Genomic DNA, 12884 nt, shown 5'->3' on the forward strand with positions numbered 1-12884 from the left:
TTGCGAAGAGCGAAGCAATGACGGGCCCGCCGGCCTCATTTCCGAGCGGGAACCCACTACCGTCGGAACCTTGCATTCGCGCGGAAAGTGTGTATAGTACCTGGCATTCGATTAGCCGTTGCGCCTTGTTGAATGGTCAGAACGGCCCTCCTCCAAAGACATCGTCAGTTGAATGGATGGCGCGCGATTCTGCGCAACACACGCGCAAACGCGCATTTTGGAGAAGAGAAGATGGCGACAGGTACAGTGAAGTGGTTCAACGGCCAGAAGGGTTTTGGTTTCATCGAGCCGAGCGATGGCAGCAAGGATGTGTTCGTTCACATCAGCGCAGTAGAGCGTGCCGGCCTGACCGGCCTGGCTGAAGGCCAGAAGGTCTCGTTCGAGCTGAAGACCGACAAGATGCGCGGCAAGACCAGCGCCGAGAATCTTCAGATCGTCTGAGCTTTTTGCTTTGGCATGATTTCCGCGCAAACGCGTTCCGCGTTTGTTGCGAACATGCCGGTTCGTCATTCCACGGATGTACTGGGATGACGTTGCTGCCCGCTCGATCCACCCGGATTGGGCGGGTTTTAGCATGTCTTGCTGCGCGTGATCCCAAAGCACGCTGCATCGCGCCGTTCCGTGCAACAGACGCGAAGCGTTCGCAGCGGGATGATGCCTTGGAGAGAATGCCGATGACCGCCAGGAAGCCCACGCCATCGCCCGCGAGCCTCGCCAGGGCCGACCGCCAGCGCCTGGCGGCCGAGGAAGGCGCGCGCGCCATCGCCGAGGTCGAGCGCGACGGAGCCGCGATCCGCAAGAACATGGAGCGGCTGCGGGCGCTGCGCGAAGCCCGCGAAGCCAAGGCTGCGGCCGAAGCCGAGCTGGCGCCGGCACAACCCGCCGCCAAGAAGAAGGCGCGTGTGAAGCGCATCGTGCGCTGACGCTGCGATGTTGCTGCTGCAATGACTGCCGTCATTGCGAGCGAAGCGAAGCAATCGATCCCACCTCGCACACGGAACGATGAATTGCTTCGTCGTTATCGCTCCTCGCAATGAAAGTCTCAATACCGTCATCCCCGCGCAAAGGCTTCGCCTTTGTCGCTGGAGGCGCGAGCGCAGCGAGCCTCGAAGGATGCACGGGCTGGTGGCCATCGTGCTTCGAGACGGCGCGATAGGGCTTCCTCCACATGACGAGCGGCAGCATGACCGAATCGCATTAGGTGCCGATCAACATTGTCAAACAGCGGAGGGGATATACGTTCGCGATCTCGCGGCATGTCGCGCTCGAGGGATGCGATCAACTCACCCTCATTGATCGTGAGAGGGCGCAGGGAAGGCCGGGCGCCGAGTTGGGATGTCGGGGGCGGCTCTGATATTCAGAATAATGTAAGCAGCTAGGATAGCAACTGTTGCGACATTGCTTGCATTTCCGCGAATTCCCGCGAAATCACCATCCAGTGAATCTGGTTGTCCCCGTAATCACGATCGCGACCTCTGCCTTCGTTTCCAGGAATAACCCCTCCCCCACCTCGCTCGCGTCATGACGGGCGCGCGGAACTGCGCGTGCGTGAGAACAAGAACACGCGAGGAACGGGTTTGATGACAGGATTGGACGGGACGCACGCGGCGGCGTCGGTGGTGGCGTTGCACTGCTCGCTGGGGTCGGGACGGCAATGGACGAAGCTTGCGGGCGCGCTCAGTGGCACGCCGTTCATGACGCCGGATATTTCCGGCTATGGCGTCGCCGCCTGCGGGCGCGACTGGCCGCGGACGCTGGATGGCGAGATCGCGCGGCTCGAGCCCTGGCTCGCCAAGGCCGAGGGGCCGATCCACCTGGTCGGGCATTCCTATGGCGGGGCGATCGCGTTTCGGCTGGCGACGGCATCGCCTCATGCGCTGCGCATCCGCAGCCTGACATTGATCGAGCCTGTGTTGCCCACGTTGCTGCGCGACGGGACCGCCGACGTGCGGCTGTACGATCGCTTCGCGCGGATCGCGCAGGTGGTGTCGCAGGATATTTTCGACGGCGCGGCGCTGGAGGCGGTCGAGGCGTTCACCGCGTTCTGGGCCGGCTCCGGGCCGCGCGAGCAGTTCTCGCCGAGCGGGCGGCTGCGGATGATCGAGCAGGCCAACAAGCTGCCTTACGATTTCAACGCCGCGCTCGATCTCGACGGCGTGGCGGCGGCCGCGCGTGCCTTGCGGGTGCCGACGCTGCTGGTGTCGGGCGGGCTGTCGCCCTATGTGACGCAGCGCATTGTCGCAAAACTCGCCGCGATCATTGATGGCGCCGAGATGCGGCATCTGCCGGCGGCCGGCCACATGCTGCCGGTGACGCATGCCGAGCGGGTCAATCCGGAGATCCTGCGGCACATCTGGCGCGCCGAGGAGCTGGCGAAGCTTGAGCTCGCCGTTGGCGCCGGACCGACCGAGGCGGCTGCCGACGCGGCGCAGCCGGCTGGCTCGGCGAGGCCGCCTCTGGTATTCAGGAGGCCCTCATTTTGGGAATAGTCTGCAGATGAGTTTGAGGCTCGAGCGATTGATGGGTTTCGCGGAGTTTATCATCGGGCCGCGCGTTGCGCGGACCCGTTGGTTCTACCCATCCTACGGACCGTCGATTGTCGTCACGCTGCTTCTGCTCGCCGGCTCTCCCGCGCGTGCGGCGGGCGAGGCCGACGCGGTGCCGAAGGGCGCGGCGGTGACGGTGCTGAAGGCCTCGAAATTCTGCTTCGGCAATATCGTCGAGGTGTCGGGCATCGTGCTGCCGCGCGACGAGCAGCAGATCCGGCCCGATCGGTTCGGGCTGAAGGTGGCGGAGGTGAAGGCCGATCCCGGCGACACCGTCACCGCGGGCCAGGTGCTGGCGCGGCTGACCGACGGCACCAACGCGATCAACCTCACGGCGCCGGTGGCGGGCACCATCTCGGCCTCAACGGCGATCGTCGGCGCGCAGGCCTCGGGCAAGGATGCACTGTTCTCGATCATCGCCAGAAACGAATACGACCTGGTCGGCATGGTGCCGACCCGCGATATCGCCAAGCTGAAGACCGAGCAGACCGCGCGGCTGAAGATCATCGGCGCCGGCGAGATGGACGGCAAGGTGCGGACGATCGCGCCGACCATCGAGCCGAACAGCCAGCTCGGCCAGGTGTTCGTCGGCATCACCTCGAACAAGCGGCTGCTGGTGAATTCGTCCGGCCGCGCGCAGATCAAGACCGGGCAGAGCTGCGGCGTCGCGGTGCCGTTGACCGCGATCCTCTATTCCACCGCCGGCACCGTGGTGCAGGTGGTGCGCGGCGGCCGCGTCGAGACGCGGCGGGTGGAAACCGGATTGATGTCGGCCGGCCAGGTCGAGATCCGCGACGGCATCCAGGAAGGCGACATCGTCGTCGCCCGCGCCGGCGCGCTGCTGCGCGAGGGCGATCCGGTGCGGCCGGTGGGGGCGAGCGCGGACGCGAAGTAAGGCGAAGTAGGCGCCGCCACACTTACAGTGTCGTCCCGGGCAAGCGAAGCGCGACCCGGAACCCATAACCACGAATGCGAATTGTCTTGAAGAGCTGGGGCCACAGCGCGCTTCAACAACGCGGCCCTGTGGTTGGGTCCCGGCTTTCGCCGGGACGACGTGGGGATAGAGCTTGGCTCAGCCGCCGAGCTTGATGTCTTCCAGCAGCGACGACGACACGCTCGGCACCTGCTCGCCTTCGCTGGCGCGGGAGATCGCGACGCGGGTCTTGTTGAAGGCGGTCTCGGCGCCGGCCTGGGCGTTGAGGTTGTTGATGAGCTCGGAGATCAAGACGCTGTTGGGCGCTGAAGAGTCGTCGGCGACCTTGCCCGGCGTCGCCGAGGTCAGCACGATCGTGTTCTCCGGCGGGCTGATCGGGGCGAGGCCATGCGAGAAGGCACGGAAGCGGCGCTCATAGGGATTGCGGCGCGAGGCATCGAGCACGACGAGCTTGGCTTTCGCACCACGCTCCTTCATCGCATCGAGCACGGACTCGACGCTGACGCCGGTGCGCTTGACGTCGGCCTCCTTCCAAATCGTGGCATCGACCGGGATCATGTAGCTCTCGCGGCCGACCTGCACGCCGTAGCCGCCGAAGAACAGCATCACGACGGTGTCGGGGCGGATCTTGGCCTTCATGCGCTCGACCGCGCGGAACATGTCGTCCTTGGTGGCGTCCTCGACCACGTCGACGTCAAAGCCTTCGCGACGCAGCGCCGACGACAAAGTGCGGGCATCGTTGATCGGCTGGGCCAAAGGCGCCGCGGCGTCCGGATAATGGCCGTTCCCGATGATCAGCGCGAGGCGGGAGGAGCCGCCCGCAATGCTGCCGGTCTGCCCGACGACGGCGCCTGCGACCGTCTCCTTGGCAACATCCGGTGTCCGCTTGTTGAGCGCGGCGTGGGCGCCAATCGCCAGCGACACCGTGCCGGCCACCGCCACGCAGACGGCGATGGTGCGACGGGAAATATGAAGCTGCCTAAGGTTCATAACGTTCTAGTCCCAATCTCTATCCCGATGGCGTTCGAGCGAAATCGCGCCAGTTAGTCGCGTCAGTGACGATCAGGTTTAATGGGGTTGAGGTGTGTGTGCCGTTGAATTCAGCTCAATTTGCGGCGCCGCAACAAACACTCCCTTAACCCGGCTGGACCGCCGGAGCAACCCGGTTTGCAGCATGCTGCCGCCCGGCACAGGCCATTGACGCCGTTAAGATCCCGTTACGTGACTTCGGTCACATTTGTATTCTGTACGGATTCATGTAGCTTTCCAAAGGCTTGCGAGTTTGGGGGAGGACCGGAGGAAACACCGCCGGGGACGGCGGCGTTAACCGGTTCCTTGAGAAAGGGATTCATGAGCCTTCACGAGATCGCTGGCGCCGTGTGCCGGGCGCTGACCGCCAAGAAGGACGGCCCGTCGCTCTACGACGTCTGCGACCCCGTGCTGCAGGCCTATCGCGGCGGCGATGCCCATCTGGGGAAGTTCTACCGGACCGCGCTCGGCAATCCGCCGCTGCGCGCGCTGCTCCGCCGCACCGGCCTGCCCGCCCTCAACGACCCCAACCGCCTGGCCGGCCTGCGCGCCGCGTTGACCGAGGCGCGCGACGCCGCGGCGCCGGACTGGGCCGCGATCGGCGCCCCGGTCGCCGACCTGATGGACGGCATCGGCGTGCGCCACCCGGCCCCGCCGGCCGCGACCCCGCCTGGCCACCCGCCGGCGATGGCCGAGATCGACCGCGTGATCCGCTTGACCGGCGCGCATCTGCTGCGTTCGTTCGGCAGATGCGGCTTCATCCCGACCTATGCCGCGTTCAACCTGATCGGCGATGCCGACATCAGCGGGCGCGAGATGCTGATGGCGCTGACCGGGCTGAACGCGCGCGGCTACAAGAACTCGACCTTGCTGTTCAGCCTGGCGCGGGTCTTCATCGCGCATTCGCCGGCGCGCGCGCTGATCAACCCGCCATGGCGCGGCATCGCCGAGCCGATGTGGGAGCCGGTGCAGATCCGCCACCGCTCGGCCTATTACGACGCGTTCTTCACCGAGGCGCTGCTCGGCTTTGTCGAGACCGGGCTGGCGTCACCGGATGAGGCGGGCGCGGCGCGGCGCGCGGTCGCCGAGATGGTGGAGTTCTGCCTGAAGACCAGCGCCGAGGAAGTGCCGTCGCATGACGGCTCGATCGTGAAGGTGATCACTGCGCTGGCGCCGGGGCGGCATCCGCGTTTCTCGCGCTTCTTCGCCCAGATCAAGCAGGACCTCGGCTTCGGCGTCTACGTGCCCGACTGCGACACCACGGCGTGCGCGTTCTCGGCCGCGACGCAAGCCGGCTCCGACGATCCGATCCTGCAGCAGCCGCTGCTGGATTTCTACCGCGGCTACCAGGTCCGCGCAGGCGCCAACGAGCCGCGCGTCACCGTGCCGCTCAACGACAACATCGATTACGAGGGCGGCGTCGTCACCTGGATCGACAATCTCGCCGGCGAGCGGCCTTATGGCAACGACCTCGATCCGACGCTGAACCTCGACATCCTCGAGGTCTCGTTCCGCAACCTCGCCCGCTGGCGGATCATCGAGACGCCGCAGCGGCTCGAGACGGTGCATCGCATCATCGCCTTCCAGAAGAATCTGGTCGAAAGCGGCGCGTTCAGGAATCCGCGTTCGCACGTCTATTATCTGCCGGAACTCTATTCGGCCTATTTCGGCCGCTGCTACGCCGCCTTCATCGCGCTGCCGCTGGCGGCGCAGCGCGTCATCGATCCCGGCAATGTGTTCGCACTGATCCGCACCCGCGTGCTCGGCTATGTCCAGGGCGAGCTGATCGCGCATGAGATGAACCCGTTCGACGCGGCGCTTGCGCTGATGGCGCTGGCGCATCTTGGCGCCGAGGTCTCGACCTTCACGCCCGCGCTGCACTGCATCGTGCAAGGCCTCGGCGAAGGCGGCCGCAAGGGGCCCTACAGGGCCTATGAATGGAATAAGATGAAGACGCCGACGCGGATCCTGGTCGGCGGGCCCGAGGTGACGTCGGCCTTCGTGCTGATGGCCCTTGCGCTGGCCAGGAAGCGGATGGTTGCGGTGTAGCGGCGTAGGATAGGATCCTTCTACACGGGCACCGTTTCTGCGGAGAGACTGTCACCCCACCTCGGTTCGCATTGCGCTACGCTTCATGCGAACCGATCCTCCCCCTCCAGGGGAGGATGACATCGCGGAGCGGGATGACGCGAAGTTGAAACTGGCGGAAACACGACACCACTGGCAGGGTTGCCCAATTGCCCGCACAATCCTCGCCGATCCTTTGGGTCCTGAACGCTGAACGAAAGACTGGCCGGAAACGCCGATGCTCAAGACGCTGCTCACTGCTGGCCTGCTGCTGTCGCTGCCGACGCTGGGTGTCGCCGCCGACATCACCGGCGTGCCGAAGATCCGCGACGGCGACCAGCTCATGATCGGCAACGTCAAGGTCCGGCTCGGCGGGATCGACGCGCCGTCGACTGACCAGCTCTGCCTCAACACCAAGGGTGAGCGCTGGACCTGCGGCGTCGCCGCGCGCGACGAGCTGATCAAGCATGCCGGCAACAAGAGCTGGACCTGCCACGCCCGTTCGGTCGATCGCCGCGGCCGCACCATCGCGCGCTGCGAGGTCGACGGCGAGGACATCCAGAAATGGATGGTCAGCAATGGCTGGGCGCTGGCCTACACCCGCATCTCGCATGACTACGAGCCGGACGAGAAGGCGGCGCGCGAGGCCAAGGCCGGGATGTGGCAGGGCGCATTCATCGCGCCGTGGGACTGGCGCGTGCGCAACAAGAAGACCACCGTGCTCGGCACCGTGAAAGTGCCGGAGAGTGCACACTCGATCCTGCTCGCCTCGGCCTCCGGCCCGGTGGCGCCCTCGCCCGACTGCACCATCAAGGGCAACGTCAACCGCTCCGGCGAATGCATCTTTCACCAGCCGACCAGCCGCTGGTACGCCAAGATCGAGATGAAGATCAGCAAGGGCACGCGCTGGTTCTGCTCGGTCGAGGAAGCCGAAGCCGCCGGCTGCCGTGAGACGCGGCGCTAAGGCGCGCCGCGCACTGATCCGGAAGCGTGCCGTGACTGACGTCGAAATCAACCCGCCTGCGGCGCGCCGACGCAAACGCGTGCGCTATCTGCAGCTGCTGCTGTTCGTCCTGGCCACCTATCTGATCGCGGCCTATCTGGTGCTGCCGGCGCTGTGGACGCATTACGAGCACCAGAAGGGCCTCGCCAATCTGCCGATGGTGACCCGCACCGCGCAGGGCATTCCCGGCGACCCGATGAATGTCGGGCTGATCGGCGACACCAAGGACGTGGTCTGCGCGATGCACGAGGCCGGCTGGTTCCCGGCCGATCCGGTCACGCTGAAATCCTCGATCGAAATCGTCGGCAGCGTGCTGCTCGACCGTCCCTACAAGGCGGCGCCGGTGAGCAACCTGTTCTATCTCGGCCGCCGCGAGGACCTCGCCTTCGAACGGCCGGTCGGATCGAGCGCGGATCGCCGCAACCATGTCCGTTTCTGGCGGGTGCTCGACCAGGGCGAGGAGAAGCGCCCGGTGTGGCTCGGCGCAGCGACGCTCGACCGCAGTGTTGGTGTCAGCCACTACACCGGCGCGGTCACCCATCATATCGCGGCCGACCTCGACGCCGAACGCGCGCTGCTCGCGACCGACCTCGAATCCGCCGGCATGGTCACCGCGAAATATCAGGTCACCGGCATCGGCCCGACCTTCGCCGGGCATAATGGCGGCGGCGACCTCTATTACACTGACGGTGAAATCTGGGTGATGCGGCTGGTCGAGGCCTGCCGCAAGAACGACGGCACCGTCGAGCAGATTCCAAGCCCCGCCGCGACCCAGTTCAAGGACCAGATCTGGCGTGCGGTGGTCGAGACCATCGACAAATAAGGCTGTGTCCCGCGCTTTTGGAAACGCTGGATTGCTTCGTCCGGCTCGCAATCGCGGCCGCGATGGCATATCCTTCACCCTTGACCCCTCAGACGCATGATTTGCGTAGCTTTACCCAAAAGGAACAGGACGATGACCGTTCGCGCGGGCCGGGAATTTCTGGCCATCCCCGGGCCCACCACGATGCCTGATCAGGTGCTGCAGGCGATGCATCGCCCGGCGCTCGATATCTACTCCGCCGAGATGTTCGAACTGACCGAAAGCCTGCTGCGCGATCTCTCGAAGCTGTTCGCGACCATGGGCAAGTCCTACATCTACATCGCCAACGGCCACGGCGCCTGGGAGGCGACGCTCTCCAACGTGCTGTCGCGTGGCGACAAGGTGCTGGTGCTGGAGAGCGGGCGCTTTGCGATCGGCTGGGGCCAGGCGGCGGCCGCGATGGGCGCCGATGTCGAGGTGCTGAAGGGCGACTGGCGCCGCGCGATCCGCGCGGCGGAGGTCGAGGAGCGGCTACGCCGCGACAAGGAGCACAAGATCAAGGCGATCCTCGCCGTGCAGGTCGACACCGCCTCGGGCGCCTATAACGACATCGAGGCGATCGGCAAGGCGATCAAGGCCGCCGGCCATCCCGCGCTGTTCATGGTCGACACCGTGGCCTCGCTCGGCTGCATGCCGTTCGAGATGGACAAATGGTATGTCGACGTCGCGATGAGTGGCTCGCAGAAGGGCCTGATGACGCCGCCCGGCCTCGGCTTCGTCGCCGCCAATGACCGCGCCTGGGACGCGCACAAGAAGGCCGATCTGCGCACGCCGTATTGGGACTGGACCGAGCGCGAGGGCTCTGAGCACTACCGCAAATATGCCGGCACCGCGCCGGTGCATCTGCTTTTCGCGCTGCGCGAGGCGATCAACATGCTGCACGCCGAGGGCCTGGAGAATGCCTTCGAACGGCACCGGCTGCTCGGCGAAGCGGTGCGCCGCGCCGTCGCCGTCTGGGGCGAGGGCCAGGTGCTCGGCTTCAACATCGCTGAACCCGCCGAGCGCTCCAACACGGTGACGACCGTGACCGTGAAGGGCGCCGATCCCGCCGCGATCCAGCGCTACGCCAAGGAGAAATGCGGCGTCGTGCTCGGCACCGGCATCGGCGATTTGCAGGGCCAGGCCTTCCGCATCGCCCATATGGGCCACGTCAACGCACCGATGATCCTCGGCACGCTCGGCGTCGTCGAGGTCGCGCTCACCGCGCTGAACATCCCGCACGGCAAGGCCGGCGCCGACGCCGCCATCCAATGGCTCGGCGAGAACGTGAAGGCGTAGGCTTCGGGCCAAGGTGCGGTCAGCACTCTCAACCCGTCACCCTGAGGAGCCCGCCAAAGGCGGGCGTCTCGAAGGGCCGACGGCCTCGCTCGCGCCGCGAGCGAATCGGAGTGCGCGGAAATAGCCGGGCCGTGCATCCTTCGAGACGCGCTGCGCTCCTCAGGATGACGGGAAAGGGTTCGCCGGCTGACCAAACGCCCGCGAATATTCGCCCATTGACGCTCGCAATGCTTGCTTCATGATCGATGCGCGATACGCGCGAGATCATCACGATGGGCATCTACGTTTATATACTTCGCTGCGCCGACAACTCGTTCTACATCGGCAGCGCAACGGGCGATGACCTTGCGCCGCGCATCGAGCAGCACAACGCGGGCACCTTCCCCGGCTACACCTACAATCGGCGACCAGTTGTCCTCGTCTGGTCGGAGTACTTCGAGCGCATCACCGACGGCATCGCGGCGGAACGGCAGATCAATGGCTGGAGCCGGGCGAAGAAGGAAGCGCTGATCCGATCGGATTGGGTCACGATCCGCCGACTGGCCCATCGACGCGGAGCAACTCCGTCCCCGTCATCCTGAGGAGGCCGCGCAGCGGCCGTCTCGAAGGATCGACGGCCAAGCTGCCGGCGCGCGGCAAGATGAGCGCGCCGAGAAATCCGGGCCGTCCATCCTTCGAGACGCGCGCAAGAGCTCGCACCTCAGGATGACGGGAAGGGAATTGCGCGAGGCGCATTGCTAGAGATGCATCAACACTTTTCGTCGTCATCGTTTTCCGCTTTACTGCCGGCAACAGCCGGGCACGGATCCCTGCGACAGAACAAAATGGAGGGATCGCTTGGCATCGGTGGAACTGCGCGGCCTGGTCAAGCGGTTCGGATCGTTTGTCGCGGTTGATGACGTCTCGCTCACGATCGATCACGGCCAGCTGGTCTGCCTGCTCGGGCCGTCCGGCTGCGGCAAGACCACGACGCTGCGGCTGATCGCAGGCTTCCTCGAACCATCCGGTGGCGAAATCCGCGTCGGCGACCGCGTGGTGTCATCGAAGGCGCGCACGCTGCCGCCCGAGCAGCGCAACATGTCGATGATCTTCCAGAGCTACGCGCTGTGGCCGCATATGACGGTGGCCGAGAACATCGTCTATGGGCTGCGCTTGCGCAAGATGGACCGCGACACCATCGCGAAAAAACTCGCCGCGATCCTGGCGACCACCAAGCTGGAGCCGCTGGCGCAGCGCTATCCGGGCGAATTGTCCGGCGGCCAGCAGCAGCGCGTCGCGCTGGCACGCGCGCTGATCGTCGGCCCAGAGACGCTGCTGCTCGACGAGCCGCTGTCCAATCTCGACGCCAATCTGCGCGAGGAGATGCGGTTCGAAATCCGCCGCCTGCACGACGAATATCGCTACACCACGGTCTACGTCACCCACGATCAATCCGAGGCGATGACGACGGCCGACCTGATCGCGGTAATGAATGCCGGCAAGATCGACCAGCTTGGCAGCCCTGAGGACATCTATGCGCGGCCGGAATCCGAATTCGTGGCGCGCTTCATCGGCGCGGCCAATGTGATCAAGGGCACCGCGCGCGATGCGACCCATGTCGAGTTCGCCGGCGCGACGCTGGAAGTGGTCGGCGCCCGACTCACGGCCGGCCAGAGCGCGCCGGTCGCGATCCGCCAGCACGAGATCCAGCTCTCGACGCAAGCCCCCGCAGGCGCGCAGAACACCCTCAAGGCTATCGTGACGCGGCAAGTCTATCTCGGCATGAATCGCGACTACATGGTGGAAACTCAGGACGGCACGTTGCTGCGGGTGACCACGCCGACCGAGACCGCGGTCGAGAAGGGCAGCGAGGTCTGGCTGACACTGCCGCCCGAACGCTGCCGGGCACTCAGCCGATAGACAACAAGAAACCGAGGGACGCGATGCGGAAACAAATCTCCAGACGCCACGTCCTGAAAGGCTCTGCGGCGCTTGCGTTCGGCAAGGTGTTCGCTTCGCCGGCGCGCGCCGCGGCACCCGAGCCGGCCCCGATCACGCCCGATCTGGTGGCGGCCGCGACCAAAGAAGGCAAGCTCGTGTTCTATTCGTCGATGGACCTGCCGGTCGGCGAAAAGCTCGGCAAGGCGTTCGAGGCCGCCTATCCCGGCATCACCGTGCAGGTCGAGCGCTCCGGCTCGGAGCGGCTGTTCCAGCGCGTCGCGCAGGAATTCGATTCCAATATCCACGCCGCCGACGTCGTCAACAGCGCCGATGCCTCGCACTTTATCCCATGGAAGAAGAGCGGCTGGCTGATGCCGTTCGTCCCCGAGGACGTTGCCAGGCACTTTCCCGACGGATATCGCGATCCCGACGGCATGGCCGTGACCACGCGGCTGTGGCTGTCGTCGATTGCCTACAACACCAATCTGGTGAAGGCGGAAGATGCGCCGAAGAGCTTTGCCGATCTGCTCGACCCGAAATGGGCCGGCAAGATGGTGAAGGGCCATCCGGCCTATAGCGGGACCATCATGACCACCACGTTCCAGATCGTGCGCGAGCTCGGCTGGCCTTACCTGGAGAAGCTTTCGAAGCAGCGCGTGATGCAGGTGCAGTCCTCGACCGATCCGCCGAAGAAGCTCTCGCTCGGCGAGCGCGCCGTGATGGCCGACGGCAATGAATACGGCATCGTGCTCCTGAAGGAAGCGGGACAACCGGTCGAGCCGGTCTATCCGACCGAAGGCACGCCGACGATCTCGGGTCCAACCGGCATCTTCGCCGGCGCGCCGCACCCGAACGCCGCAAGGCTGTTCCAGGCCTGGCTGCACACCCGCGCGACCCAGCAATTCTTCGTCGACTTCACCGGCCAATATTCGGTGCACGCCCAGGTGCAGCCGAAGGCCGGTCGGCGCAAGCTCGCCGACATCAAGCTGATGAAGGAGGACCCGGCGGGGGTCGAGGCGATGACCGAAGAGATCAAGACGCGCTATGCGCGGCTGTTCAGGGTTTAGATGGTACGGCCCTCACAACAATCGTCATCCCGGGATGCGCCCCTTGGCGCAGGCCCGGAATTCAGAACCACGATCGTGAGTATGGATTTCGGGCTCGCGCTTTGCGTGCCCTCAGGTGCGCAATTGCGCACCGCGAATGACGAGGAGAGATGTCTCGCATGATCCTCACGCCCACCAC

General features: G+C 65.4%; 12 protein-coding genes. 11 read left to right on the top strand and 1 reads right to left on the bottom strand.

Features of this window, described 5'->3' with window-relative positions; all coding sequences use genetic code 11:
* Positions 1-231 precede the first annotated feature (231 nt).
* The 4 genes from AC066Y_RS22400 (at position 232) to AC066Y_RS22415 (ending at position 3441) form a co-directional block, all read left to right on the top strand.
* Positions 232-441, top strand: coding sequence for a cold-shock protein (locus AC066Y_RS22400; RefSeq protein ID WP_029084280.1), 210 nt, complete (start codon positions 232-234; stop codon positions 439-441).
* A 233-nt stretch (positions 442-674) separates the two neighbouring features.
* Positions 675-923 (top strand): hypothetical protein, encoded by a 249-nt coding sequence (locus AC066Y_RS22405; protein ID WP_456658640.1) that lies wholly within the window; start codon positions 675-677, stop codon positions 921-923.
* Positions 924-1580: 657 nt separating this feature from the next.
* A complete protein-coding gene (locus tag AC066Y_RS22410) occupies positions 1581-2489 on the top strand; it encodes an alpha/beta fold hydrolase (RefSeq protein WP_478275755.1) in 909 nt (302 codons plus the stop codon).
* A 7-nt stretch (positions 2490-2496) separates the two neighbouring features.
* Complete coding sequence (locus AC066Y_RS22415; protein WP_478275756.1) at positions 2497-3441, top strand: efflux RND transporter periplasmic adaptor subunit; 945 nt, start codon at positions 2497-2499, stop codon at positions 3439-3441.
* Positions 3442-3618: 177 nt separating this feature from the next.
* Here AC066Y_RS22415 and AC066Y_RS22420 read toward each other — a convergent pair whose 3' ends face one another.
* Positions 3619-4470 (bottom strand): caspase family protein, encoded by an 852-nt coding sequence (locus AC066Y_RS22420; protein WP_478275757.1) that lies wholly within the window; start codon positions 4468-4470, stop codon positions 3619-3621.
* A gap of 360 nt (positions 4471-4830) precedes the next feature.
* Between AC066Y_RS22420 and AC066Y_RS22425 the strand changes: the two genes are divergently transcribed.
* The 7 genes from AC066Y_RS22425 (at position 4831) to AC066Y_RS22455 (ending at position 12706) form a co-directional block, all read left to right on the top strand.
* Positions 4831-6558, top strand: a complete 1728-nt coding sequence (locus AC066Y_RS22425; RefSeq protein WP_478275758.1) for a hypothetical protein — start codon at positions 4831-4833, stop codon at positions 6556-6558.
* Positions 6559-6814: 256 nt separating this feature from the next.
* Positions 6815-7540: a thermonuclease family protein gene (locus AC066Y_RS22430; RefSeq protein ID WP_478275759.1), complete on the top strand. Its 726-nt coding sequence runs from the start codon at positions 6815-6817 to the stop codon at positions 7538-7540.
* A 31-nt stretch (positions 7541-7571) separates the two neighbouring features.
* Positions 7572-8402, top strand: a complete 831-nt coding sequence (locus tag AC066Y_RS22435) for an LssY C-terminal domain-containing protein (RefSeq protein WP_478275760.1) — start codon at positions 7572-7574, stop codon at positions 8400-8402.
* A 132-nt stretch (positions 8403-8534) separates the two neighbouring features.
* Positions 8535-9719 carry a pyridoxal-phosphate-dependent aminotransferase family protein gene (locus AC066Y_RS22440; protein ID WP_478275761.1) on the top strand — a complete coding sequence of 395 codons (1185 nt, stop codon included), beginning with the start codon at positions 8535-8537 and terminating at the stop codon, positions 9717-9719.
* A gap of 272 nt (positions 9720-9991) precedes the next feature.
* Positions 9992-10300, top strand: coding sequence for a GIY-YIG nuclease family protein (locus AC066Y_RS22445; protein WP_478275774.1), 309 nt, complete (start codon positions 9992-9994; stop codon positions 10298-10300).
* 265 nt (positions 10301-10565) lie between these two features.
* Positions 10566-11618, top strand: a complete 1053-nt coding sequence (locus tag AC066Y_RS22450; protein ID WP_478275775.1) for an ABC transporter ATP-binding protein — start codon at positions 10566-10568, stop codon at positions 11616-11618.
* 23 nt (positions 11619-11641) lie between these two features.
* Positions 11642-12706 (top strand): ABC transporter substrate-binding protein, encoded by a 1065-nt coding sequence (locus tag AC066Y_RS22455; RefSeq protein ID WP_478275762.1) that lies wholly within the window; start codon positions 11642-11644, stop codon positions 12704-12706.
* Positions 12707-12884: the final 178 nt, after the last annotated feature.

This window comes from Bradyrhizobium sp. USDA3010, from assembly GCF_056429065.1.

Coding starts and splice junctions, on each gene's coding strand:
- AC066Y_RS22445 (WP_478275774.1), top strand. CDS start 9,992: ATGGGCATCTACGTTTATATACTTCGCTGCGCCGACAACTCGTTCTAC.
- AC066Y_RS22420 (WP_478275757.1), bottom strand. CDS start 4,470: ATGAACCTTAGGCAGCTTCATATTTCCCGTCGCACCATCGCCGTCTGC.
- AC066Y_RS22410 (WP_478275755.1), top strand. CDS start 1,581: ATGACAGGATTGGACGGGACGCACGCGGCGGCGTCGGTGGTGGCGTTG.
- AC066Y_RS22430 (WP_478275759.1), top strand. CDS start 6,815: ATGCTCAAGACGCTGCTCACTGCTGGCCTGCTGCTGTCGCTGCCGACG.
- AC066Y_RS22440 (WP_478275761.1), top strand. CDS start 8,535: ATGACCGTTCGCGCGGGCCGGGAATTTCTGGCCATCCCCGGGCCCACC.
- AC066Y_RS22400 (WP_029084280.1), top strand. CDS start 232: ATGGCGACAGGTACAGTGAAGTGGTTCAACGGCCAGAAGGGTTTTGGT.
- AC066Y_RS22425 (WP_478275758.1), top strand. CDS start 4,831: ATGAGCCTTCACGAGATCGCTGGCGCCGTGTGCCGGGCGCTGACCGCC.
- AC066Y_RS22415 (WP_478275756.1), top strand. CDS start 2,497: ATGAGTTTGAGGCTCGAGCGATTGATGGGTTTCGCGGAGTTTATCATC.
- AC066Y_RS22455 (WP_478275762.1), top strand. CDS start 11,642: ATGCGGAAACAAATCTCCAGACGCCACGTCCTGAAAGGCTCTGCGGCG.
- AC066Y_RS22405 (WP_456658640.1), top strand. CDS start 675: ATGACCGCCAGGAAGCCCACGCCATCGCCCGCGAGCCTCGCCAGGGCC.